Source organism: Pradoshia sp. (assembly GCF_051873915.1).
Classification (GTDB): domain Bacteria; phylum Bacillota; class Bacilli; order Bacillales; family Pradoshiaceae; genus Pradoshia.
In genome coordinates this window covers 33,287-56,405 of the sequence record NZ_JBJEFJ010000133.1, presented here as the reverse complement: position 1 = coordinate 56,405, position 23,119 = coordinate 33,287, and the positions used below count along the sequence as shown (strand labels likewise).

The window sequence follows — 23,119 nt, the reverse complement described above, 5'->3', positions numbered from 1 at the left end:
TATTCTTTAATACAATAATTTGACGAACTCTTCCTTCGTCAAATTGCCGAAGTAATGCTTGATATTCACATCATCAAGCGCCTTCTCAATCTCCGCCTTCGAGAAACGGACACCGTTTAATTTCTGCTCAATCTCCTCGACACTTCCAACTCCGAAGAAATCGCCGAAAATTTTGCAGTTCTCGATTTGGCCTTTTGCCACATCCAAGCGGACATCAATTTGGCCAACTCCTTCAAAGCGCTGTGAATGCTGAACATTAAACTTAGGAGATTTGCCATAGTTCCAATCCCATTGCTGATAACGGCTTTCTGAGATCTCCATGATTTTCTTCCAATCCTCTTCTGTCCATTCATAACGCTCGACCTTATCCATTCCGCCGAAAATGTGCTCAAGGATTTTTTGTTTAAAGTCCTCAATGCTCAACTGCTCAGTTAGGAATTCAGAAATATTAGCCACACGACTGCGAATCGATTTAATGCCTTTAGATTTAATCTTATCCTGATTCACATTAAGAGCGGACACAACATGATCGATCTCACTAGAAAGCATTAGCGTGCCGTGGCTGAACATTCTCCCGTTTGTTGCAAATTGTGCATTGCCGGAAATTTTTCTTCCGCCAGCAATTAAGTCATTCCGTCCGCTAAGCTCCGCCTCAACTCCGAGCTCCTTCAAGGCATCCACAACAGGCTCAGTAAATTTCTTGAAGTTATGGAAACTCTCCCCGTCATCCTTCGTGATGAAGCTGAAGTTCAAGTTCCCAAGATCGTGGTAAACCGCACCGCCTCCTGAAAGCCGGCGCACGACAATGATATCATTTTCATCCACGTAATCTTGATTAATTTCTTCTATTGTATTTTGATTTCTGCCGATAATAATAGATGGCTGATTAATGTAGAAAAGTAAATAGGATTCCTCTGTAATGTCCAAATTCTTTAACGCATATTCCTCAATCGCTAAGTTAATTCGCGGGTCTGTAATGCCCCTGTTATCCAAAAATAACATACCTTTACCTCCACATGATTTATATTTCGATTGTCAGTCCAGTGCTGGCCAGTCCAATTTCTCCACTGAAAACTGCCGCTGCCTCAACCTTCAGCTGCTTCACATCCCCAAAATGCGGAAGATGCGTTAGGATCAACCGTTCTGCTCCTGCATCCCTCGCAATCATGGCAGCATGCTCACTCGTTAGATGGCCGGCACGCTCCGCTGCATCCATTCCTTTGTAGAAGTTACACTCGCTTAGCAGCACATGTGCCCCTTGAAAGAAGGATGCAAAGTCCTCTTTAAAAGCCGTATCTCCCGTAAATCCGAATACACGCCCTCCTGCCTCGATTCGATAAGCCAGGCATGGAACAGAGTGCTTCGTTTTCATCGCACGAACCGAAAACGGACCGATTTGGGATGGCACGTCCTCTTCTATCGGCTTCCATTCTGTATAGGCTTTGTACTGAAGTGTTTCGATAAATCCCTGCTCCTCTGAATGGGTATAGATTGGCAGACATTTCTCCTGACCGCCAGACATATGTCCAATCAAAAGCGCATGCTGTAAAACACCAATATCAGCTGTATGATCAGGATGAGAATGGGTCAGCAAAACCGCATCAAGCTCACTAGGCGAGACGTAGGATTGAAGCTTTGATAAAACCCCGCTTCCGCAATCAAGCAACAGCTTAAAGCCCTCATGTTCCAATAAGTATCCTGTGCTGGCTTCACCTGCAGCAGGAAACCCGCCCCAGTAACCAATCACCGTTAATTGCATCGAATTCCTCCTTACAAAACGAGCTATCTCCCTTAATCACTATAAACTAAAATGCCTATTTTTTCATCTTTTTCAAAATTGTTTTAAAACAGTGTTGACATTCCATATCTGTTATAATACACTGTTATTAACAAATAGTTATATAACAGTTTCAGAAAATAACAAACTGTTATAAATCAATTAAACGGAGGTTATGAGCATGGTACGAAACGTAATGGAATTCTTCAGAAACTTGCCCCCAAAGAAATGCGCTGAATGTGGTGAAAATATCGAAGAACAGCACGAATGCTACGGAATCGTCTGTGATCGATGCCTGCGTCATGTATCTGAATGAGAATCAACGGGAATAATCCCTTGATTATAAATGCGCAAGCATCCCCCTATGTTAGGTTGGTGTGAAATGGACTGTACAACAGTCTTGGTTCATTCAAAATTCCCTCTAATTTGCAGAATGCAAAGCCAGGCTTTCAAAGAAGCCTGTTTTTTTTGCATTGAAGCAGAAATACTGTCATCATAAGTGAATTACTCCAGTTTAATCATTGTAAAAATAAAAAAGCCGCTTCTGATTAGGAAGCAGCTTGACTTATTGTATACAAATTACCGGGAGCTATTCCCTGCTAATTAGATTTGTCCCTATCCTTTCATAGCTGCTAAACGCCTATTATTTCTTACACTAAGCAGACAATTGACCCCAATGCCAATGAAAAGACATGATGTATAATAATACTTCGTATCCACATGCTGTAATTGAACCGCAGCGAGAACAACTAACAGGCAGACCGTATAGATACGAAAAAATAAAATTCTCCTTCTTCTATCCTCAATAGTACACACTCCTAATACAGTTAACAGGTACAGCACACTCAACAACAATACAGTTGGGAAGAAAGGATAAAACTTGCTTGCATAAACAAAGAAATCCACTTGCATAATATCTGCTTCAGAGGTTAAAGGTCCATGAAATAGGGTGGAGAAAGGAGCTGAATCCCCCCACTCAAAAGAGTTCTCCAAAATATTGCTTCCCTCATACCATGTTCCAAACAGCGAAAAGATGAGAAAGAACAAAGCAATTGGAAGGTGTAACGATAATTGCTTTCTCATAGTACGGCCTCCTTCTTTTATCTTCTTATAAAATAATAGGCAAAGGAAATTAACAATCCTTCGTCAGTCGATTGGCTTCATCATAGAGCTTCATATGAATCATTGCATCTATCACCATTTTCTTTAGTTTTGGTTCATCCTGTAAGACATAATGAACTTGAATATCGCCGAACAAAGCAAGTCGAGATGATTCTAGAGACGAATGAAGATATTCCTTCAATAACATCATATCTAGATGTATGTCTTTATGTATAAGAAATGGGATATGTTTTTCCCCATTAAGAAGCGGTACTGCTACACCCAGCTCATCCTGGATCAACTAAATGTCCGGCACTACCTGAATAATTCTCTGCTTAGATGAAATAGTCCTTTAAACTTCCAAAACAAACCGATCCCTTTTCTCTAATAAGGGGGTCTATTCACTCTAAATACATTGTTTCACATACTTCCCCCACATTCTTCATCTATTACAAGAATGCTTCCCTTTAGCAGCATAAGAAAAGACCATCAATCTGACAGTCTTTCCTCCTATTATTCTGTTACTTCAATAAGGACTCAATTCCAAAGTATTCCGTCAATGGAACCTTTCTACCTTCTCTATCCCATTGATGATATGTATTAAAGACCTGTTTTACATTATTATTGGCACGTTCCTCTACTAAATACTTTACAGAAAGATAACTTCTCCAATAATCAAACATAATACTTGAAAGGCTGCCTTGATATGAAAGACTTCCGAAATCTTCTAATGAATGTTTTCCATATTTGTCTTTGAACGCTTCAAATAATTGGATCTCCGTATTGGTTATTTCGTTAAATTCCTTCTCACTTAATAGAATTTTCCTAGGCAGATAAAAACACATCCCTTCCTCGAACCATATCCCATTTTCACTTTCATCATCAAATTCATCCAAGAATAAATCAGAATGGTGAGTTAGTTCATGTGCTAATATAATAAACACCTGATTTTCAGAGTAATTTTCATAAAATTCCTGAACATCCGGAAGATCCTTTCCGTCTAATTGGCTCAGAAGAATTCTCCTCCAACTTTTCACATCAGGAGACATATAGATTAGATCTTTATTCGTATAGGCTGGTATGGGGATATTTGAAAAAACCGTCGTTGCCAATTCTTCGCTAGTCCATAAAATGCCTTTTGGTAATTCTGTTAGACCATATTGTTGCTCAAGTATGGCTTGGTATTCACTCAGTTTCTCGCCAAATCTTTGAGTAACATCTCGATACTTTACAAACTCCTCTTCCCTTTCAAAAGCGTATATTTGTTTCATTCTTCTCCCCCAGTTTTCCGCGATAGTAATAAAGCGATTGCTCTTATTTCGAAATTGTTTCCGATAAAACAACTTCCAAAAAATTATCAAGCATTATATGATAGATTTCTGGCTGTTCAATATTAGCTGTATGCCCAGCATTCGGAACCAATCCAACCTTACTATCCGCTTTCATTTTTTTGATATAGGCAGCTGCTTCTACCTCATATCATTCATTCCCGCCATTCAGGATGAGCATTGGTATCCTTATGCTTTGAATATGCTATACGCTATATTTGCATCATTCTCTTCAATATTTGAGAAATATTCATATTGTTTCTCCATAATCCCTTCTAGCTCTTCGGGAATGAACGGTGCATAACCTGTAAGGACAATACCGTTCATGAACTCTGGCACTCTTAAAGCACTATGCATGGCTAAGGAAGCTCCTCATGATCACCCGGCTATAAATCCTTCCCCTTAATTCTTCATTTGAGTAATAACGTAATTAAGAGTTTCCTCAAAATAGAGGCTTCAACAGGTGCATTCCATGCTCCGGTATATCCAACAGCATGCTTATCTTCGAAATAAGCTATCTGATCTGTAAAATGTGTTTCAGCCGTCCCCATAAAACCGTGTAAGAAATAGACTTTCTTCATTAAAATCTCTCCCTTGTTCATGCATATATCATCTGCTGTCCTATAATTAATTCCCAGAATGAAAGAGTACTTCTATGGTTCAGACATACCATTTGCCAATAGTAGTAGATAGATTAATATGGATAATGGAATCATTAATGCCATATTCGAAAGGATGCTAAACACTTTTACAGCGCTTATTTTAGATTTGGCTCCCAAAATTAACGACACCAAAAATCCAATGTCGATCAAAATATACAAGAAAATGAGATTCCATAGATTTAAGTTCGGAGACCGGTATACAAAGAAAATAAATAATGCCATTAAGAACAATACGAAGGTTAATAGGATTGGAAAAAAATCTTTAAATTGTTTCAATGTATTCACCTCCTTTCATATTTCACTTTATAATAAGGAGTTCAACAAAAAAGGTATTAATCCTTCTTGGAGTAATACCCTCGTTAAGTGAACAGGCAAGTCTCAATAAAAGAGGCCTCTTCATATATTCACTTTGTCTACTGGAACAGCTTCTTCCTCATGAGGAAAAAGCCTATCATGATCTTCAGGACGGCTTCTAGTCACATAGGTCCCCGCGACCCAATCATGCAGACTACGTTTGTCTTTTCGGATACCGACCATCAGCCCAGATACCAAAATGAGGCCAAAGAGGCTAAAGGTCCCGATTTCTAAGGCAATAGACGCCGCATTTAATCCTTCTATTTGATGAACCTCACTTGTTCGTTCATCCACCAGCCTAATCCCGGCATCTGACTCCAGCCAAACAGTCTTATCAGACAAAAACAACTCGACATTCTGCTGGCCTAATATAGCGTAACAGACGATAAGAGCAATCAATAATGGCGAAAGATATAACAACCCGCCAAGAATATTTCTCCTCATCATATTCCAAAAACCCACATTTCTTCCGTCCGTGCGGATAATTCGAATACCTAGAGCTCGTTTCCCGACAGTGTACCCGTACCACAACGCCGGGAGCAAGAAACGATAGGCATCAAATAATGAATTAATCAATTTCGTAGCTGCGCTTTCAGAGAAGAGAATAAAACAGAGAAAACCGAGGACCAAAAATAAAAGCCCATCGAGAAGGGCTGCACCAGAGCGAATCCAGAAGCCTGCTGGTTGATTCAAATCATCTTCCCCCTTTAGTAACGATCTTTCTATTGATAAGTCCGTGCACTAGTATATCGGAAAAATAAGGAAAATGTAAGGTGCGAAAGATCAAAAGCTTCAAACGTATTTATTAAGCAATTTTTGAATTTCATCTTCTCTAGAACAGAAGTTTCCACCTATACTCTTGACGAAAAAGGTCAACAGCAAAAGACCCTTTAGCAATAAAATAACCGATTGCTAAAGGGCCTCATTCTTGAAATCAATTTATCTATTAAACTGTCAGCTGACTTTCCGTCCATTTCTTTGTACGGAGACGGCGATATTTCCACGCCAATGTCAGCAAGGTCCCGGTAATGGAGACAGCGGTGAATATACCGAGCACCCCGATATTTTGCCACATATAGTCGAAATTTCCGCTTGAGATGACTGCTTTAAAGCCTCGGACAGAATAAGTCATCGGCAGCCAGGCATTGATATCCTGCAAGGTGTCTGGAATCAATTCTAATGGGAAGGTTCCAGCACTGGTTGTTAATTGAAGGATAAGCATAATAATCGCGATGAAACGCCCTGGGTCGCCCATGGCTGTCACAAGGAATTGTATGATTGACATGCAGGTGATGCTCATCGCGCATGCCATCAAGAACAGAAGAGGTACACTTTGGACCTCTAAATCAAGCGCATAAAGGATAATTCCTGTCGCGATAAGGGCTTGCAGCAATCCAACGATGATGATGACACCGAATTTGCTCAAGAACCATCCAAAGAATGATTTTGGTTTACGCGCCGGATCCTTCATCGGATAAACCACCGTCAAGAGCAAGGCCCCGACGAATAGTCCCATTGATAAGAAGTATGGAGTTAAGCCGGTTCCATAGTTAGGCACTTCCCCATTTACGACCTCTTTATCTGTTTTAACCGGGCTTGCCATCATTTCATAGGTTTTATTGTCCGCCTTAACAGAGCTTCCTTCCTCTGCAGCATCCTTCAAGGCATCCGTTAATTCGCTTGATCCGTCCTTCAACTCTCCTGTTCCATCAACAAGCGCACCAGATCCGTCCGCTAATTGAGAGGAACCATCTGCAATCTGGCTTGCACCCTCCTTCAGCTCGGTTGTACCGTTCGCAAGCTTTGATGCCCCGCTAGAAAGCTTCTCTGTTCCAGTTTGAACCTGACTGAAGCCAGCATTAAAGGTATCGAAGCCGGAGAGCAAGGTCTTTTGCCCTTCAGCAAGCTGATTTGCACCGGTTTCAAGCTGGGTTCCGGCTTGAGCCAACGGGCTTAAAGCCTGGTCATTGAATTGCCCAATTCCTGATGCCAATGTTTCAGAGCCATCCTGTAATTGAGATACCGCTCCAGCAAGTGCTGCCAGCTGATCCCCGCCTGGAAGCTGCTGCGTCCCCGCTGATACTTGGGCACTGCCTTGTTCCAGTGCAGATAATTGAGCGATATACGCTTGCTTCTGCTCATCTGTTAATGGCAAGGAATCCAGCAAGGCTGTCAATTGCTCATTTAGTTGAACAATTCCAGTATGCAAATCACTGGCACCCTGCTGCAGGGAGGTAATCCCGCTTGCTGCATTGCCTAATTGATTTGTTTGCTCCTCGAGGCTGCTCAATCCGCTAGATAGTGTATTGGCTCCTGTTTGGATATCAGCAAACTTTCCGCTTGCACTTGCCAAGCCGGAATTAAACTCCGTGATTCCATCGGCTAAAGCGGCTGCTCCGCTTTGAGAGGACTGCACACCCTCATATAATTGGTTTTTTCCATTACTCAGCTCATTAACGCCATCAGCTAATTCAGCTGTTTTATCTGCGAGCTCCTTCGCCCCTTCCTCAAGGGTGGATGCTCCCTTTGTCAGGTCAAGCTGAGAGCTTGCCAAGGTTTCAAGATTGGTCTTAATTTCCGCTGCGCCATCGCCCAGCTTGCCGATTCCATCTTGAAGCTTGGAGGCTCCATCACCTGCTTCAGCGTACCCATCAGCCATTTCCGTCACCTTTTCAAAAATCGTTTCAGCATAGGTTTCACTAACCTCATCTGAAATGGCCTCCTTAATTTTCTCAATACCGGATTCCGAAATCTTCGAAGCCGTATAGTTCAAGGACTGGTTTGGCACATAGACCAACTCGAGTTTCTCAGGCTTTTCATCAAGCAAGGTTGTAGCATTCTTGGAGAAATTCTCGGGTATTTGAACAATTAAATAATATTCATTATTTTCAAGACCCTCGTAGGCTTCATCCTTGTCAACGAATGTATAGTTGAAGGATTTATCCTCCTTCAAATTTTCTGTCAAATCCTTGCCCAAAGTAAGATGATCGCCCTCAAAGTCAGAGCCTTTATCAAGATTGACGATAGCTACCGGCAGTTTTTCAATATTTCCATAGGGATCCCAGAAGGCCCATAGGAATACACCGGCATAAATAATCGGAAGGAATATGATCGCAATTAACGAGATGGCCATCATCTTGCTTTTAAAGATGTCCTTCCATTCTGCCAGCCATAGCTTAAAAGCATTCATGCTTTATCCCTCCTACCCCAAAACTTAATGACCAATATTGAATTTTAGTCATTGTGGTCCAAATAACAGGCTGCCTATGCATAAGACAACCCTTCAAATAAATATAATTTAAAATAGTTTGCTATTTCCTCTTCAGACAACGGTTCATGCTTTTCTTCCCAATCATAAATAAGTGCCTTATACATTTTAACAATGATAAAGGCTGTTAAATTCGGGTCACATTCTCGAATTTCCTTCATCTTGATGGCTTTATCCACTTTCCTCCTGATGGCTTGGAGGATATGCTCTTCCAATTCATCTACAGCCTCAAGTACGGCTGGTGTTCCAATCTCTTTGGCCTCCATAATAAGTTTGGCCGTCAGCTGATGGGACTTTCGAAATGTTAGAAGCCGACACAGAATGGCATGAACATTCTCAAGTGTTGTGTTATCGCTTTTGATCGCATCCTCTGCCTCAGCATTCATCTCGAGGATAATCATGCTAACAACCTCTCGGAACAAATCCTCCTTCGTCTTGAAAAAGGTATAGATTGTTCCCTTCCCGACGTTGGCGCTCCTTGATACTTGATCCATCGTCGTCGCTTTATAGCCATAATTGCTGAAGCTATGTATTGCTGCGTCAAGAATCAGCTTTCTTCTGTCAACAGCCATTCCCTCACCTCGGTTATTGACCAAATGAACAATCTGGTCAATTTAAAATATGAATAATACATTATCAAAATCTGCGTGTCTCGTCAAGTAATTAGATACACTATTATTTTTGTGTCAGCTGGGTAAATAAAGAAAAGAACAAGGAGGGACAATATGCTGAAATGGATCTTAGCAGCAGTTGGAATCTATCTCATCTTTCTATTCACTGAAGCTCTCATCTCTTACTATTTCCACAAGCTGCAGCAAAAATTCATCTTCCCAACGGGTAATTCAGACAAAGAGAAAGAGAGCCTCTAATAAAAGACGGCTCTCCTTTCATTACGCTGTTTGAATCATTTTATTTTCTATTTTGTACACTTGATCAGCCAGTTCCCATACATCCTCATTATGGCTGATTAAGAGAACCACCTTATCGGCTGCATGACGTTTGATTGTCGCCAGTACCGCTTTTTCGTTCAAGGCATCAAGATTGCTGGTCGGCTCATCGAGAATGAAAATAGGGGAATCCTTCAGGAACATCCTCGCTAAGGCGATACGCTGCACTTGTCCGCTCGACATATTGGCCGCGTATTCCTCCATAAATGTATCCAGACCTTTCGGCAGACTCTCTACATATTCGGAGAGGCCTGCCTTGAAGCAGGCTTGTTTAATCTGCTCATCTGTGTATCCCTTTTGATAGAGGGTCAGATTATTCCGCAGTGTATCTGTGAACACCGTAGTGGAGGCTGTTACTAGACCAATATTTTGACGGAGACTCTCATGAGAATAACACATAGCAAGCTCATCATTTATATAGACATTTCCCTCAAGCGGTCTCAGATTTTGCAGCAGTAAAGAAATAAGCGTTGATTTACCCGTACCATTCGCTCCTCTAATGGCGGTAATCTCTCCCTTATGAAAAGTCAGATTAACATGTCTGTATAACTCCCGGCCATTTTCATACCCAAATTTCACATCTTCAAAGCGGATCGTCTCCACCTGATCAAGCTTCTTTCTTCCGCTATAGAGGATATCCGGTTTCAAATTGAGAAGACGGAGAACGCGTTTCGCACTGGCGGACGTATGGACAAGACTCGCACTTAATTGCGAAAGAGCAAGGCTTGGACCGAAGGAGGAGAACAAGACAAGCATAGCAAGCAGAACAGCTCCCATGTGGGCTTCCCTTTCCGTAATGAAATAGACAGATGTGAATAGCTGTACAAAAACAGTTAGATAAATCATTGTATCAGTTAAAGCTTTCAATAGCCCTTCATGTCTTTTTAAATTCTTCGTCGTACCATTCAGCTCATGACTGTATGTGTCAATGGAATGAAGAGTATGATTCTTTTTCCCAAAGATAATGATTTCCTTTATTCCCTTCAATGAGTCCATTAAGAAGCTGCTCAGCATCCCCTGCTTCGTGCGGTAAACCTCAGCAGATCTCTGTCCAAAGCGGTACACCGCCACCGGAATAAGATAGCCAATCACCCAGTAACTGATCACCCCAATCAACGCATATAATGGATGCAAGCTATATAACATAGCACCATAAACAATCATAGTAGCAATCCAAATGAACACAGGAGCAATCGTATGGGCATAAAAGACCTCGAGGAGCTCGACATCCTTTGTCACAATGTTCATCAATTCACCCTTGCGAATCTCCTTTAACTGGTTTTCCGTCAAGAGCCGCAGCTGTTTAAATACTTTCTCGCGAATGATGGCAAGAAGGCGAAAGGCGATATAATGGGTGCAGTATTGCTCGCTAAGACGAAAGACCGCCCGTAAGACACCTGCAAGAAGAATGGCGTATATCAGAAGCTTCAATGAGCCGTATTCTCGAATTCCCGCGATCTGCAGAACACCCATCCCGCCAGCAAAGCTTATGGCTGTAATCGCCAAATAGCCTAATGTACCTAATGCTATGGTCAGAAGCATTAAAGGCAGCAATGGTTTTAAGAGGCTGACAAGCTGCCGAAGTTCTTTAAAGGTTAATTTCTCCATACTCTCTACGCTCCTACATTATCACGAAGTGTATTTAATGATTGCTGTTCTTCCCATAGGCCAGCATATACCCCGCCTTTTTGAAGAAGCACCTGATGGGTGCCCTGTTCAGCAACCTCTCCATTCTCCATGACGAAAATGGAGTCTGCCTGTACAAGATTTTGAAGATGATGGGTAATGACAATGACCGTCTTGCCCTTCTCTTTCAGCAGAGCGATGGTTTCCATAATCTCCCTCTCACTCTGCTGGTCCATATTGGCTGTTGCTTCGTCAAAGATCATGACCTCAGGGTCTTGCAGGAGCATTCGGGCTACCGCAAGCTTTTGCTTTTGCCCGCTTGAGAGGTTCGCTCCTTCACTGAGAACAGGCTTCTCTAATCTACCTTGGAATTCTGGCAATCGGACAAAAGCCAGCATGTCATTGGCTTCTTCCTCTGTCAATGAATCCTTAGCCATTTGCAGATTGGAAAGAATAGTCCCTTCAAAGAGATGCGACTGGCTGGCAACGCTGCCGATATACTGATGAATGACTTCAGTGGACAGCTCTGCAAGATTGGCAGAGCCTAGGAATACAGCTCCCTCATCCGGCTCAATGAAACGCTGCAGCAAATGACTGAGGGTCGTTTTCCCTGAACCAGATACCCCGGCAATTCCAGTTAAATGCCCTTTTTTAAGGACAAGGAAGTCCATTTTTATCGTACTTGATGATTGCGGATAGGTGTAGGATAGCTGCTGGACCATCATGCTTCCCTCTATATCTGTGCATACAGCTGCCTTTTCATTTTCCACCGGCAATTGAATAAGATGCTGCAATTCCTCCATCGCACTTACGCCATTCAAGCCCACATGAAAGTAAGAGCCGAGTAAACGCATCGGCAGGAAGAATTCGACTGCAAGCAAAGCAAAACAGACAAAGCCTAAGAAGGAAATGTTCCCGTTTTGGTAACTGCCCACAGACAGCGCGATTCCAATTGCCGTACCGCCATATGCGATTAGATCCATAATAGTAATGGATTGCAGCTGCATCGTCAGCACCCGCATCGTCATCCGACGGAAATCCTCTGACTCCCGGTCCATCATTTGTTGATATTCCCGGTCCCCCTCATACATTTTCAATATAGGCAGACCTTGCACGCCTTCAACAAATCGCTTTCCGACATTTAAATACTTATTCCAATAGGTACGAAACACTTTCTTGCCAATCTTCACCCCAGCAACGATAGCAACAGGGATGAGATAGACGCTGATCATCAAGACTAGGGCAATCTTCCAGCTGACGGCTGATAAAGGAACAAACAAAATCATCGGAGCAAGAATACTGTATGCAAACTGAGGGAGATAGCGGCTGTAGTAGACCTCAATATTCTCGATTCCTTCCACACTCAGCTGACTGATTTTACTGATTTCAAGCTTCGTTACTTGCGCTGGCTTTAAAGACAGCACATTTTTGAACAAATCCCTTCGAATCACATATTTCAACTGATGGGAAGTATAATGGGTCAAATAAGTCGATATGTAATGGCAAACGGCCTTCACTACTAATAAAAAGGCAATGAGACCTGTGAATTTTCCTGTGATTGTCCATTCTTCCGCAAACATCAAGTCACTGAGCACACTGGCAATTTGAAAGGCGAGCAAAATATTTACACAAAGATTGATGATTTGCAGAACGGTTATCCAGAGGACAATATGAAATACTTTATATTTTTTCGCGAATTGCAGCATTTCCTTTTGAATCATAAATTCACCATATCCTTTTTCTTATCAATCGTCGGCATGCGGCAGATAACAATGAGCTTTACAATCGCCAGTACAGCCAAGAAAATCCGTACATGTGTATTGGCTATCACTATACCGCTCAACAGCAGCAGGGCATAGACGGTCATAAGCAGTTCGACCTTCTTCTTCAAACTCAAGCCGCCTGCCTCGAGAAACGGCACCGCATATCTTTTATAAACACGTGATTGTTTGAGCCAGCGTTCACAGCGCTCTGAGCTCTTTGCGAAAAGGGCAGCAGCCAACAGAATAAACGGAGTCGTTGGCAGCAGCGGCAGTACGACACCAATCAAGCCCAACCCGGTAAAAAGCCACCCTAATAGGAAGAATACTTTCTTTTTCATCTCGGTTTTCACCTCTCCTAAACTACATGAATCAGCACAAGCCAAACGATAGACGCTGCCACCAGGCTTAAGTGCACAGCCGTTTTAGCCCTTCTCTTATACAAATAAGGAATTAAGCTTGCCGCCAGTAACAGCAAAGCATATAAGATATAACCAGAATTCGTGAAATTTTTCACAATAATATATACAATAAAGCTTACAATCGTTAATAAACCAAAGATTCGATGAAGCCATTTGAGGGGCTCCGTACGTTTAGCTAAATAAACGAAACCAAATATGATGGCCAGCATCAATCCAAGTTTATGAATCATCATCAACACCATTTGTCACCCACCTACACTATGTAACTAATTACTATATTAAGATTATTGATAATGATTCTCACTGTCAATGCATGTGTTAAAATTACATTTTTTTGTTAACTTTACAGCGATTGAAGAATGCATTTCTAACGAAAAAAAGATGCCGTGAAACCCATCTATTTAGCGGGTTCATGACATCTCTCCATCTGTTTAGCGCATGCTGGCCAATTCTTTTTCAACATTGGCTTGTTGTTTCATATGATTAAGAACCTTCCCAACAGCAGCGACACCTTGATCAATACAATCCGGCATGCCTACCCCTTTATGAGAGGCTCCTGCTAAATAAACGCCAGGAAGCTCTACGTTCATCAAGCTCTCAACCTTTCTGAGAGTAGAAATATGCCCGACTTTGTATTGCGGCATTGCCTCTCTCCAGCGGCTCACCACCGAGAATTGCGGTTCTTCTGTAATATTCATAATATGATTCAAATCCTTCAGAACAAGCTGAACAATTTCCTCATCGGACAGGTCAACAACCCCTTCATCGCCTGGTCTGCCGACATAGCAGCGGAGAAGTACCTTGCCTTTTGGAGTAGAATGCGGCCACTTTTTATGTGTCCACGTGCAAGCCGTTATGCGGCAAGGGCTATTGCGCGAGACAACAAATCCTGTCCCGTTAATGTCCTGCTTAACTGCCTGCTCATCAAATGCGAGTGACACAGTTGCAACTGATGTCGACGGCATATGCTGAAACGGCTTGAAGAATGAATAATCGGGAAACATGTGCGGGATAGCTTGATGCGGCGTTGTTACAATCATGGCAGCTGCCTGCATGAATTCCCCATTGCTCAATTCAATGGTATATCCTTGAGCTTGCTTCGTTACACTCTCAACCGCGAGATTCTTACGCACCATCTCAGGCGGAAGCTGAGCTTCAATCGCATTAATGAGTGATTGAAGGCCTTTTTCGAATGTACGGAACATCCCGATACGGTGATCTGTCTTCTTGACATCCTTCTCTGTCTTTGGAGCTTCCTTCCTCGAGCGGTTCTTCTTCGTTCCAAGGATAAGGCTCCGATGCTTTTGCTCGGTTTCCAGCATATCAGGAAATGTTGATAAGATGCTCAATTGGTCGAGATCCCCTGCATAAATACCCGACATGAGCGGCTCAACAAGGTTTTCTACTACCTCATCACCAAGCCTCCTTCTCAGGAAAGGACCGAGAGGCTGATCACCAGTTTCCTTTGAACGCGGCAGAACAAGATCCATTGCAGCTCTCACCTTCCCAGCTGGTGAGAATAGGCGGCTTTTGATGAAGGGGCTGATTTCAGTCGGGATACCCATCACAGCTCCGCCTGGAATTGGAAGAAGCTCATCATCAATCAAGATATAAGATTGCCCGGTTGAATTCGGAACAATGGTCCCTTCTATCCCGACATCCTTGGCTAACTGTGTCATACTTTTCTTGCGGGCTAAAAAGGAATCCGGGCCCCGTTCGATGACGAAACCATCTCTTTCAACCGTCTGCATCTTACCGCCAAGACGATCAGAGCTCTCTATTAGAACCACGCGATACGGCAGATGCTCTTCTTCGATTTTCCTTTGCAGATAAAAGGCTGCCGCCAATCCTGTCAGTCCTCCGCCAATGATTGCTATCTGTTGGTTGTTTGAGTCCACCTGTATCCCCTTCTCTTTTCCGAAATGATTACTTGCGTACCGTTAATTCAGCAATAGCATCTACCATGGCTTGCACAAACAATGGATCAGTGTTTGGCATGGCTGGACGGTAGTATGCGGCACCAACCTCATCCGTTACGACCTTGCACTCATAATCATTGTCATACAGAACTTCCAAATGCTCAGCCACAAATCCTACCGGCGTATAGACAAAAGCTTTATAGCCTTTTTCTTCATGCAAATCCCTTGTTAAATCCTGTACATCTGGACCAAGCCAAGGCTCGGGTGTTTGTCCGGCACTTTGCCAGCCGACCGCATAATTCTCCACACCTGCTCCTTCAGCAATTAATTTAGCTGTTTCAGCCAATTGATCAGCATATGGATCGCCCATACTGATAATTTTCTCAGGTAAGCTATGGGCAGAAACGATTAAGGCTGCATTTGCTCTTTCTTCTTCAGGCATTTGGGCAAATGTTTCTTTCACCTTATCTACCCAATACTGAACAAATTTAGGCTGTGTATACCAGCTTTCAACAGAGGAAATGTTGATTCCATATTTAGCTGCCTCTTCTTTGGCACGTCCATTATAAGACTTAATGCTGAATGTGGAATAATGAGGTGCCAGTACAATACTAACTGCCTCTGTAATGCCATCATTATGCATTTTCTTCACAGCATCCTCAATGAAGGGTTCAATATGCTTCAAACCAATATAGGCAACATATTCTACCTCATCCTGTGCTTCATTCATGGCTTTCTCAAGGGCAGCAGTTTGTTCTTCAGTCGTCTTTGCTAGTGGAGAAAGTCCGCCAATAGCAACATATCTTGATTTCAAATCCTCAAGGCTTTCCTCTGACGGCTTTCTGCCATGACGGATATGTGTATAATAACGTTCAATATCTTCTTCTTTATAAGGTGTTCCATAGGCCATGACTAATAGGCCGACTTGTTTGCGTTCAGACATTATACGAATCCCCTTTATCATTATTTCATTCTTGCAGAATACTCATGGATGAAAGCGGTGAGTCTCTTTAATACATCTGGGTCAACACTTGGGAATACTCCGTGTCCAAGGTTAAAGATATGTCCTGGATGCTGAATCCCTTGGTCAATAATCTCGCTTGCTTTCTTCTCGATTACATCCCACGGGGCCTTCAATAGGGCTGGGTCAAGATTTCCTTGAACAACCTTATCTACTCCAAGCTCTCGTGCCTCTGGTATCGACAGCCTCCAGTCTAGTCCTACGACATCAAGAGGCAAGGAATTCCATTCAAGTGCAAGATGAGAGGCTCCAACTCCAAACATAATCAACGGGACATTTTCTTCTCTCAATTCTGTGAATATTCTTGTCATGATTGGCTTAATATAATAGTGATAATCCTGTACATTTAGTGCACCGACCCAGGAATCAAAAATTTGAATAGCTCTGGCACCGGCTTTGATTTGAGCCTTCACGTAAACAATGATCATGTCGGCAAGCTTGTCCATTAACATAAACCATGCTTTTGGATCTCCATACATAAGCGCTTTTGTTTTCGTATAGTTCTTGGACGGTCCTCCCTCAACCATATAACTGGCAATGGTGAACGGGGCTCCAGAGAATCCGATTAACGGAACGTTCAATTGTTCCTCTGTCAACAATTTGATTGTTTCAAGGATATAAGGAATATGTTCCTCCGGGTTCAATTCCCCGAGTCTTTCTACATCCCCAAGGGTTCTGATAGGGTTGGAGATAACAGGACCAATGCCTGATTTAATATCAACTTGAACACCTATCCCAGGGAGAGGACTCATGATATCCTTATAGAGGATGGCAGCGTCCACATCATATTGTTCAACTGGGAGTCTTGTTACATAAGCGGCCAATTCAGGCTGATGGGTTATTTCAAATAAAGAGTACTTCTCTTTGATCTTCCTATATTCCGGCTGTGAGCGACCAGCCTGTCTCATATACCAGACCGGCGTGTAATCAACCTTTTCGTTCCGGGCAGCTTTAAGGAAGGTATCATTGAATTTTTTCGCCAAATGCTGTTCCACCTTTCGTCATCTTCATTCTATTTAATTTTCGTATACACATTGTTAGAATTAGGCATCAATAACAACTATATCCTTTCATATTCAAGTTGTATATGAAACCTGTCGAACTGTCATTAAATCGTCTTATTTATTCTATCTATCATTTACTCTCACAGTTTATGAGGATATTTACGGAGGTAAAATATCCAAAATAACGTAGCGAGACCAACTATTCTCAATTGCGACTCCATTATACTAAAATATTTAAACAGGGGGCAAACGATGAACTTCTATATTACGTCAGGTACATTGTCATTTTTGAAAATCATTCAACAAAAGCATTCATCCTCCAAGACGATCTTATTAAATAACCCGAGCACATCCATGCTTCTTCATGAAAGCAGCGGGAAAAGCTTCTTTCAATCCCCTCGTACATTTGAAGTCATTGAACAGTCTGGACAATTAAAGCAGGAGGGCTTCTTCTCCTTGCACTATATCCCTGTCTCACCGGAGGACCGCCCTTCCTTTGAGCAAGATTTAAAGAAGGCGGCCCAACATATCCCCGAACAGCCTGGTCTCCGTGCCTACCGATTGCTTCGTCCGATTTCATCTGACTCCTATGTGGTTTTGACTAACTGGTCGAAAGAGCAGGATTACGCACGATTTGACCAGGCTAAAATCTTCACAAATAAGAAATTGGAAAGCCTCTTTAACACCCAAGTCCTTTTTACAGGAAAACCGTACACAACTACCTTGCATGCCTACAAGGATAAAGATAAGGATTAGACAAAGAAAGGAAGCTTCCGATTCATGGAGCTTCCTTTTTCATGCCCAAAATGGAACAAATCTCCTTTATAACAGGAGCTTCTGCTATAATGAGCGTATTCAGTTCCGTATATTTAGTCATTTCCAGATGAGAGCTGTAGATAGTTTAAAAATGGTAAAATCTGTGAATAAGGTAGTAAGATGCACGTTAGGGGAGGAAGGAAAATGGAAGAGATTCTTAATCAAAAACTCGAGCAGTATTATGACGAAATGATTTCCATCCGCCGTCACCTTCACATGAACCCAGAGCTTTCCTTCCAGGAGAGGAAGACTGTTCAATTTATCCAAACATATTACAAAAAGCTGAACATACCTGTTCGCACAGGTGTAGGCGGCGGAGGAATCGTAGCCACAATTGAGGGAAAACAGCCCGGACGGACTGTTGCACTGCGCGCCGACTTTGACGCACTGCCCATTCAGGATGAAAAGCAGGTCCCATATCGTTCAACTGTAAAAGGCGTGATGCATGCCTGTGGACATGATGGACATACTGCTCTGCTGCTCGTTCTTGCCAAAGCATTAAAGGAAATGGAAAATCAACTCACTGGCAATTATGTATTCATTCACCAGCATGCAGAGGAATTGGCTCCTGGAGGCGCCAAACCGATGATTGAGGATGGTTGCCTCGATGGAGTAGACGCGATATTTGGCACCCATTTGTGGGCTCCTTATCCTACCGGTGAGATTTATTGCAGCCCTGGTCCCGTCACCGCTGCGGCTGACAGATTCCAAATTACCATTAAGGGAAAGGGCGGTCATGGGGCAGAGCCGCATACCACCAAGGATGCACTCGTCATAGGAACGGAAATCGTATCACTTCTACAACTGATCACAAGCAGAAAAATCAACCCGATGGATTCAGCTGTCGTCTCTGTCGGACAGTTCAACGCAGGAAATGCCTTTAATATCATTCCGAGCGAAGCCTATCTAGAAGGAACTGTACGAACCTTTTCGACAGAGCTGCAGGACTTCATCATCGAGGAGATGGAGCGAATCATCAAGGGGGCATGCACTGCACATGATTGTGATTATGAATTCCGTTACTTCAGAGGTTACCCGCCGACCGTCAACCATGAAAAGGAAACAGATTATCTCATCAGCAAGGCAGAGGATGTAGTCGGGTTCCAGCACGTCCGCCCATTGGACCCGCTCATGATTGGGGAGGATTTCTCCTATTATTTAGAGGCCGTACGGGGAGCACTCTTCCTGACAGGAGCAGCGCCGTCAAATACGGATTATCCGTATCCTCATCACCACCCAATGTTTGACTTTAATGAAGAGGCAATGCTGATTGCCGCTAAAACACTAGGCTATGCCGCAATCGGCTTTCAGGAATGGCGCTATTTTTAATAAGAATGCAAGAAGGAGGAGCCTTTAAGCTCCTCCTTCTCCTATCACTCTTATACGAAAGGCATTTTGGGCCGTTTCACCAAGCTGGTCCAGAAGCTGATGGTTCGCATATGCGCCAACTGCTGCGCCAAAGCCTGGGATAAGCTGAAACATTTTGACAAAGTCAATCGCATCCCTATACTCCTGCTGGAAGCTATCCCAATCAATATTCTCGTACTGCTCCTTTTCCTTCTCCCAATTTAGGATAATCGGAAGAAGCTCCTTCTTTTTCTCCACAGATGAAAAGGCAAGCTGGAAGACTAGCAGAATAAAAATCCGTTCACTTAATTCCTTCGGGTTATAGCCATAAATCCTGCTCAAAGCATATAAATAATTCACCTTGATAGACAGAAGCAGCGGAAAATCGGCCAATGCAATAACTCCTCCGCCAAAGCCTGTACCGGCACCTTCGACAACAGCTGTCCTTCGATAAGCCTCAAGTGTACGCTCCGCGGCCTCATCCATCTCAGCAAGCGTATCATGGCCGTACTCCTTTTTCGGCACATAGGAAGAACCCGCAAGCACACCCTCTACCATTCCTTTAACCGAAAGACGGAAGGCATCATTTATCTTCTTTGGCAGCTTCGCACTAATGAAATTCTGGGCATTCTTTGACATCCGTTCCATCCTGCTCGGTTTCGCCAGAAGTTTCTTCTCCCAAATGGCCAAGTCTTGCATAACCTTCCGTTCATATGAGTCAGACATCCATCTTCCTCCTTTTCATTCCTAGACATATCGAGGCAATGTTGGTTCTACTAACAAACAGCGTGGATGAAGCCCACGAATGAAGTTCCCCTTATTCCTGCATTTTACGGCTTGCAAACATCCTGAAAAAGACAATGACTGCTAGACCTAGAATAAGTGAGAGCCCAGCCAATTGAAGGCTTCCTCCAATTAATATGCCAATGGCAAAGAAAAAGCACTGAATCACCATTAGGATGGTCAATAAATCCATAACCGCCTTCTTGCGGTATGCAGGATTGTATGGATACAGCTCGATGGTCATCTTCTGGTCATGATGATGCCAGATCGGCAGCAATTGCAGACCTGTCATATAAAGAAACAGCACTGAGACAAACACTGAGCCCCAGCCCAGATCGGCAAAGGCTACAACCAAAAAGGCGATGATGGATAAGCGCATATATAAACCAAAATAATCATTTGCTCGCACAAATGTACGGGCATATAAATAGCTGAACGGATTCTTCGTTCTGCCTGAAAGCACCCGGATGATTGCAGACAGCCATCTGCGTTCCGTTATTTTCTCACGCAGCTTCGGCACATCCGTAAATAAATTTGCAATCCGGTAAAAGGCGGCCATTCTACCATTCTCAAGCTCAATCAGCCTTTCCCATTGAAGAACTGTATTTCTAGAGGACTTCACATAGTACAAGCACAAGCCAACTAATACAGCAAACACAAGCAGAATGAGAAGTACATTCGCACCCTTTACAATCAAATAAACTAACACACCGTTCAAAGCAAAGCGCACAAAGGTATCCACATATGGAGCATACGGCTCCCGGTCATACAGAACAAACCAGCGACCTGCCAAGTTAACCGCCTTCAGGATAAGCAAAACAATGAGAAGACTTAAGAATGAAAGCGCCTGCCCCCCCATTACCTGCATATACATCGGGGTCAAAACAGCTTGAATGATAAGCAAAACATATAACTGCATGACAAAGCTGAATACATAGGATCTCTTCACATACGAATCAAGCCTTGTCTCAATTGGCAGCAAAAAAACAATATCCGGATCTCGGAAAAAGGTTGTGAGCGGACTGATTGTCACGACGAGACCAAGTATGAGTGCCATAATAATCGGCGCCGGAAAATCTGGTGTTAAGGTTTTAACCCATTCACTGTAATAATAGCCTGCTCCGCCAATCAAAATAATCATCACAAACACTAAATGGCCATTGAATATATACTTTAAGTATTTACCGGTCTCCTTTAAAAAATGATTAAAGCGTTCCTTCCATAATGACTCAATCTTCATGGCGATCTTCCTTTGTCAGCTGCAAATAAATATCATCAAGCGAAGCACCCGGCATATCAAACTGGCGGCGAAGCTCCTCGAGATTTCCTTTAGCCCTAACTTCTCCTTCATGAAGAATAACAAAGGAATCACAATATTTTTCCGCTGTCGCCAATATATGCGTAGACATCAGGATCCCTGCTCCCTGCTCCTTCATATCCCCCATCATATCCAGCAAGGATTGAATCGCAAGCGGATCGAGACCAACAAACGGCTCATCCACAATATAAAGCGATGGCTCCACTAGAAAGGCACACATAATCATGACCTTCTGCTTCATCCCTTTCGAGAAATGAGCAGGGAACCACTTCAGCCTTTTCTCCATCCGGTATTCCTTCAATAATTTCGCAGAACGCTCTTCAAACGTCTTCTCATCAAGTCCATACGCCATCGCTGTCAAACGCAAATGCTCCTCAAGCGTAAGCTCCTCATATAAAATCGGTGTCTCTGGAATGAAAGAGAACTGCTTCCGATATGATTCCATATCCTCGGAAAACTTCTTGTCGTTTATCTTGATATCGCCTTTACGCGGGGTCATTAACCCAATAATATGCTTAATAATCGTTGACTTTCCGGCACCGTTTAATCCAATCAGTGCCACAAGTTCATTTGGTTTAACCTCAAAGCTAACATCCTTCAGGACAGGCGTTCTCGTATATCCGCCCGTAACATGGTTTATTTCAAGCAATGACATCGGTCATTCTCCTTTATCTTTTTCTTTCTTATATTGTAACAAATATGCCTTTCATACGGAAAAATCCTTCACCAAAAGTGACGCTCCGAAATCTTTTTTTAAAATTTCTCTCACCGATTGTATATATCCTGTCAAAGCGGGCAATCTATTATCAGAGAGGAACGACATACACTTAACCAGTAAGCGGGGGTGTTTGTTCGCGATAATGTAGGCTTTACCCTAAGGTAGATCAGTCATAACTTCTAAAAAAATGAGGTGTTCGCCAAAGGCCATAGTACCTGAAATTTGACTATCCAAATTATAAGGGGATGGTAGCGTTGGAAACATGGCATTAAGGTATCAAAAGTCGCTTCACTCAAAGCGATGTGGGGTGACTCGTACCAAGAAGCGTCTGGAAAACCAGTCAAAGGAATAAGCTTCCTCTCTATTGGGGGCGCAGCACATGCTGCGTCCTCTTTATTTTCCAGCTCATGCACCTGTCCTTTTTTCCCTTCAGCAATTGTGCTACACTAAAAAAAACACGATAAGAAAGGGTGTAAAGCCATGTCAGATTGCATTTTCTGCAAAATCATCAACGGGGATATCCCTTCCTCCAAGGTTTATGAAGATGAACATGTAATGGCCTTTTTAGACATCAGCCAAGTAACTAAAGGACATACCCTCGTCATCCCGAAAATACATAAAGAAAACGTATACGAGCTCACACCAGAAATCGCAGCCCATGTATTTGAGGCCGTACCAAAAATCGCACGCGCCATCAAACAAGAATTCAACCCAATTGGCATGAACGTCCTTAACAACAATGGCGAACATGCCGGACAATCCGTCTTCCACTTCCACATCCATCTATTGCCGCGCTACGGCGAAGGGGACGGCTTCGGTGCCGTTTGGAAAACCCATACGAGCGAATATACACCAGACGAGCTCAAGCAAATTGCCAGCTCAATTGGTCAGCATATTAGCTGATGACAGGGAAGCCTCCTTGGATGGGGGCTTCTTTTTTATGGTTGG

General features: G+C 42.9%; 25 protein-coding genes. 5 read left to right on the top strand and 20 right to left on the bottom strand.

The window, feature by feature from the left end; all coding sequences use genetic code 11:
- Nucleotides 1–6 precede the first annotated feature (6 nt).
- The gene (locus tag ACI35L_RS12155) at nucleotides 7–1,002 is read right to left on the bottom strand and encodes a lipoate--protein ligase (protein WP_049671876.1); all 996 of its coding nucleotides are present in this window, start codon (nucleotides 1,000–1,002) and stop codon (nucleotides 7–9) included.
- 19 nt (nucleotides 1,003–1,021) lie between these two features.
- Nucleotides 1,022–1,759, bottom strand: coding sequence for an MBL fold metallo-hydrolase (locus ACI35L_RS12150; RefSeq protein ID WP_049671877.1), 738 nt, complete (start codon nucleotides 1,757–1,759; stop codon nucleotides 1,022–1,024).
- 199 nt (nucleotides 1,760–1,958) lie between these two features.
- Between ACI35L_RS12150 and yhfH the strand changes: the two genes are divergently transcribed.
- Nucleotides 1,959–2,093, top strand: a complete 135-nt coding sequence (gene yhfH / locus ACI35L_RS12145; RefSeq protein ID WP_082197166.1) for a protein YhfH — start codon at nucleotides 1,959–1,961, stop codon at nucleotides 2,091–2,093.
- Between the two features lie 299 nt (nucleotides 2,094–2,392).
- On the opposite strand, the gene ACI35L_RS12140 is transcribed toward yhfH, so the two are convergent.
- The 8 genes from ACI35L_RS12140 to ACI35L_RS12105 all read right to left on the bottom strand — a co-directional run bounded on the left by ACI35L_RS12140 (nucleotide 2,393) and on the right by ACI35L_RS12105 (nucleotide 9,062).
- Nucleotides 2,393–2,860 (bottom strand): DUF4306 domain-containing protein, encoded by a 468-nt coding sequence (locus ACI35L_RS12140; RefSeq protein WP_439802982.1) that lies wholly within the window; start codon nucleotides 2,858–2,860, stop codon nucleotides 2,393–2,395.
- Between the two features lie 49 nt (nucleotides 2,861–2,909).
- A complete protein-coding gene (locus ACI35L_RS12135) occupies nucleotides 2,910–3,089 on the bottom strand; it encodes a hypothetical protein (protein WP_439802981.1) in 180 nt (59 codons plus the stop codon).
- Nucleotides 3,090–3,399: 310 nt separating this feature from the next.
- On the bottom strand, nucleotides 3,400–4,149 hold the full coding sequence (locus ACI35L_RS12130) for a hypothetical protein (RefSeq protein WP_439802980.1): 750 nt from the start codon (nucleotides 4,147–4,149) through the stop codon (nucleotides 3,400–3,402).
- A 246-nt stretch (nucleotides 4,150–4,395) separates the two neighbouring features.
- Complete coding sequence (locus ACI35L_RS12125; RefSeq protein WP_439802979.1) at nucleotides 4,396–4,563, bottom strand: hypothetical protein; 168 nt, start codon at nucleotides 4,561–4,563, stop codon at nucleotides 4,396–4,398.
- 53 nt (nucleotides 4,564–4,616) lie between these two features.
- Nucleotides 4,617–4,787: a hypothetical protein gene (locus tag ACI35L_RS12120; protein WP_439802978.1), complete on the bottom strand. Its 171-nt coding sequence runs from the start codon at nucleotides 4,785–4,787 to the stop codon at nucleotides 4,617–4,619.
- 477 nt (nucleotides 4,788–5,264) lie between these two features.
- Nucleotides 5,265–5,915, bottom strand: a complete 651-nt coding sequence (locus ACI35L_RS12115) for an RDD family protein (RefSeq protein WP_439802977.1) — start codon at nucleotides 5,913–5,915, stop codon at nucleotides 5,265–5,267.
- Between the two features lie 253 nt (nucleotides 5,916–6,168).
- Nucleotides 6,169–8,412, bottom strand: a complete 2,244-nt coding sequence (locus tag ACI35L_RS12110; protein ID WP_439802976.1) for a YhgE/Pip family protein — start codon at nucleotides 8,410–8,412, stop codon at nucleotides 6,169–6,171.
- 74 nt (nucleotides 8,413–8,486) lie between these two features.
- Nucleotides 8,487–9,062: a TetR/AcrR family transcriptional regulator gene (locus tag ACI35L_RS12105; RefSeq protein WP_049671884.1), complete on the bottom strand. Its 576-nt coding sequence runs from the start codon at nucleotides 9,060–9,062 to the stop codon at nucleotides 8,487–8,489.
- Between the two features lie 153 nt (nucleotides 9,063–9,215).
- Between ACI35L_RS12105 and ACI35L_RS12100 the strand changes: the two genes are divergently transcribed.
- On the top strand, nucleotides 9,216–9,359 hold the full coding sequence (locus tag ACI35L_RS12100) for a hypothetical protein (protein WP_156185645.1): 144 nt from the start codon (nucleotides 9,216–9,218) through the stop codon (nucleotides 9,357–9,359).
- Nucleotides 9,360–9,380: 21 nt separating this feature from the next.
- Here the strand turns inward: ACI35L_RS12100 and ACI35L_RS12095 are convergent, their stop codons facing one another.
- From ACI35L_RS12095 to hemE, 7 genes are all read right to left on the bottom strand, one after another.
- On the bottom strand, nucleotides 9,381–11,045 hold the full coding sequence (locus ACI35L_RS12095) for an amino acid ABC transporter ATP-binding/permease protein (protein ID WP_049671885.1): 1,665 nt from the start codon (nucleotides 11,043–11,045) through the stop codon (nucleotides 9,381–9,383).
- A 5-nt stretch (nucleotides 11,046–11,050) separates the two neighbouring features.
- A complete protein-coding gene (locus tag ACI35L_RS12090) occupies nucleotides 11,051–12,784 on the bottom strand; it encodes an ABC transporter ATP-binding protein/permease (protein ID WP_439802975.1) in 1,734 nt (577 codons plus the stop codon).
- Nucleotides 12,781–13,164 (bottom strand): YbaN family protein, encoded by a 384-nt coding sequence (locus tag ACI35L_RS12085; RefSeq protein ID WP_439802974.1) that lies wholly within the window; start codon nucleotides 13,162–13,164, stop codon nucleotides 12,781–12,783. Before ACI35L_RS12085 ends, ACI35L_RS12090 begins: the two co-directional genes overlap by 4 nt.
- 17 nt (nucleotides 13,165–13,181) lie before the next feature.
- Entirely contained in the window at nucleotides 13,182–13,487 is a 306-nt protein-coding gene (locus tag ACI35L_RS12080) for a hypothetical protein (RefSeq protein ID WP_439802973.1), read from the bottom strand.
- A 189-nt stretch (nucleotides 13,488–13,676) separates the two neighbouring features.
- Nucleotides 13,677–15,143, bottom strand: a complete 1,467-nt coding sequence (gene hemY / locus ACI35L_RS12075; RefSeq protein WP_439802972.1) for a protoporphyrinogen oxidase — start codon at nucleotides 15,141–15,143, stop codon at nucleotides 13,677–13,679.
- Nucleotides 15,144–15,171: 28 nt separating this feature from the next.
- Entirely contained in the window at nucleotides 15,172–16,107 is a 936-nt protein-coding gene (gene hemH, locus ACI35L_RS12070; RefSeq protein ID WP_049671890.1) for a ferrochelatase, read from the bottom strand.
- 20 nt (nucleotides 16,108–16,127) lie between these two features.
- Complete coding sequence (gene hemE, locus ACI35L_RS12065; protein WP_049671891.1) at nucleotides 16,128–17,168, bottom strand: uroporphyrinogen decarboxylase; 1,041 nt, start codon at nucleotides 17,166–17,168, stop codon at nucleotides 16,128–16,130.
- Between the two features lie 273 nt (nucleotides 17,169–17,441).
- Here hemE and ACI35L_RS12060 point away from each other — a divergent pair, with 273 nt between their 5' ends.
- Both ACI35L_RS12060 and ACI35L_RS12055 read left to right on the top strand, forming a co-directional pair.
- Nucleotides 17,442–17,945, top strand: a complete 504-nt coding sequence (locus ACI35L_RS12060) for an antibiotic biosynthesis monooxygenase family protein (protein WP_439802971.1) — start codon at nucleotides 17,442–17,444, stop codon at nucleotides 17,943–17,945.
- A 204-nt stretch (nucleotides 17,946–18,149) separates the two neighbouring features.
- A complete protein-coding gene (locus ACI35L_RS12055; protein ID WP_049671893.1) occupies nucleotides 18,150–19,334 on the top strand; it encodes an amidohydrolase in 1,185 nt (394 codons plus the stop codon).
- A 24-nt stretch (nucleotides 19,335–19,358) separates the two neighbouring features.
- Here the strand turns inward: ACI35L_RS12055 and ACI35L_RS12050 are convergent, their stop codons facing one another.
- The 3 genes from ACI35L_RS12050 to ACI35L_RS12040 all read right to left on the bottom strand — a co-directional run bounded on the left by ACI35L_RS12050 (nucleotide 19,359) and on the right by ACI35L_RS12040 (nucleotide 22,108).
- On the bottom strand, nucleotides 19,359–20,078 hold the full coding sequence (locus ACI35L_RS12050) for an EcsC family protein (RefSeq protein ID WP_439802970.1): 720 nt from the start codon (nucleotides 20,076–20,078) through the stop codon (nucleotides 19,359–19,361).
- Nucleotides 20,079–20,169: 91 nt separating this feature from the next.
- Nucleotides 20,170–21,375, bottom strand: a complete 1,206-nt coding sequence (locus tag ACI35L_RS12045; RefSeq protein ID WP_049671895.1) for an ABC transporter permease — start codon at nucleotides 21,373–21,375, stop codon at nucleotides 20,170–20,172.
- On the bottom strand, nucleotides 21,365–22,108 hold the full coding sequence (locus ACI35L_RS12040; protein WP_049671896.1) for an ABC transporter ATP-binding protein: 744 nt from the start codon (nucleotides 22,106–22,108) through the stop codon (nucleotides 21,365–21,367). The genes ACI35L_RS12045 and ACI35L_RS12040 overlap by 11 nt, the downstream gene beginning before the upstream one ends.
- A gap of 543 nt (nucleotides 22,109–22,651) precedes the next feature.
- Between ACI35L_RS12040 and ACI35L_RS12035 the strand changes: the two genes are divergently transcribed.
- Nucleotides 22,652–23,074 carry an HIT family protein gene (locus ACI35L_RS12035; protein ID WP_049671897.1) on the top strand — a complete coding sequence of 141 codons (423 nt, stop codon included), beginning with the start codon at nucleotides 22,652–22,654 and terminating at the stop codon, nucleotides 23,072–23,074.
- Nucleotides 23,075–23,119: the final 45 nt, after the last annotated feature.

What these genes read in the sequence shown, in the direction of transcription:
- ACI35L_RS12040 (WP_049671896.1), bottom strand. Translation starts at nt 22,108, where the DNA reads ATGTCATTGCTTGAAATAAACCATGTTACGGGCGGATATACGAGAACG.
- ACI35L_RS12045 (WP_049671895.1), bottom strand. Translation starts at nt 21,375, where the DNA reads ATGAAGATTGAGTCATTATGGAAGGAACGCTTTAATCATTTTTTAAAG.
- ACI35L_RS12035 (WP_049671897.1), top strand. Translation starts at nt 22,652, where the DNA reads ATGTCAGATTGCATTTTCTGCAAAATCATCAACGGGGATATCCCTTCC.
- ACI35L_RS12120 (WP_439802978.1), bottom strand. Translation starts at nt 4,787, where the DNA reads ATGAAGAAAGTCTATTTCTTACACGGTTTTATGGGGACGGCTGAAACA.
- ACI35L_RS12150 (WP_049671877.1), bottom strand. Translation starts at nt 1,759, where the DNA reads ATGCAATTAACGGTGATTGGTTACTGGGGCGGGTTTCCTGCTGCAGGT.
- ACI35L_RS12125 (WP_439802979.1), bottom strand. Translation starts at nt 4,563, where the DNA reads ATGCATAGTGCTTTAAGAGTGCCAGAGTTCATGAACGGTATTGTCCTT.
- ACI35L_RS12130 (WP_439802980.1), bottom strand. Translation starts at nt 4,149, where the DNA reads ATGAAACAAATATACGCTTTTGAAAGGGAAGAGGAGTTTGTAAAGTAT.
- ACI35L_RS12050 (WP_439802970.1), bottom strand. Translation starts at nt 20,078, where the DNA reads ATGTCTGACTCATATGAACGGAAGGTTATGCAAGACTTGGCCATTTGG.
- ACI35L_RS12135 (WP_439802981.1), bottom strand. Translation starts at nt 3,089, where the DNA reads ATGATGTTATTGAAGGAATATCTTCATTCGTCTCTAGAATCATCTCGA.
- ACI35L_RS12110 (WP_439802976.1), bottom strand. Translation starts at nt 8,412, where the DNA reads ATGAATGCTTTTAAGCTATGGCTGGCAGAATGGAAGGACATCTTTAAA.
- ACI35L_RS12105 (WP_049671884.1), bottom strand. Translation starts at nt 9,062, where the DNA reads ATGGCTGTTGACAGAAGAAAGCTGATTCTTGACGCAGCAATACATAGC.
- ACI35L_RS12085 (WP_439802974.1), bottom strand. Translation starts at nt 13,164, where the DNA reads ATGAAAAAGAAAGTATTCTTCCTATTAGGGTGGCTTTTTACCGGGTTG.
- hemH (WP_049671890.1), bottom strand. Translation starts at nt 16,107, where the DNA reads ATGTCTGAACGCAAACAAGTCGGCCTATTAGTCATGGCCTATGGAACA.
- ACI35L_RS12095 (WP_049671885.1), bottom strand. Translation starts at nt 11,045, where the DNA reads ATGGAGAAATTAACCTTTAAAGAACTTCGGCAGCTTGTCAGCCTCTTA.
- yhfH (WP_082197166.1), top strand. Translation starts at nt 1,959, where the DNA reads ATGGTACGAAACGTAATGGAATTCTTCAGAAACTTGCCCCCAAAGAAA.
- ACI35L_RS12140 (WP_439802982.1), bottom strand. Translation starts at nt 2,860, where the DNA reads ATGAGAAAGCAATTATCGTTACACCTTCCAATTGCTTTGTTCTTTCTC.
- ACI35L_RS12100 (WP_156185645.1), top strand. Translation starts at nt 9,216, where the DNA reads ATGCTGAAATGGATCTTAGCAGCAGTTGGAATCTATCTCATCTTTCTA.
- ACI35L_RS12060 (WP_439802971.1), top strand. Translation starts at nt 17,442, where the DNA reads ATGAACTTCTATATTACGTCAGGTACATTGTCATTTTTGAAAATCATT.
- ACI35L_RS12080 (WP_439802973.1), bottom strand. Translation starts at nt 13,487, where the DNA reads ATGGTGTTGATGATGATTCATAAACTTGGATTGATGCTGGCCATCATA.
- ACI35L_RS12155 (WP_049671876.1), bottom strand. Translation starts at nt 1,002, where the DNA reads ATGTTATTTTTGGATAACAGGGGCATTACAGACCCGCGAATTAACTTA.
- ACI35L_RS12090 (WP_439802975.1), bottom strand. Translation starts at nt 12,784, where the DNA reads ATGATTCAAAAGGAAATGCTGCAATTCGCGAAAAAATATAAAGTATTT.
- ACI35L_RS12055 (WP_049671893.1), top strand. Translation starts at nt 18,150, where the DNA reads ATGGAAGAGATTCTTAATCAAAAACTCGAGCAGTATTATGACGAAATG.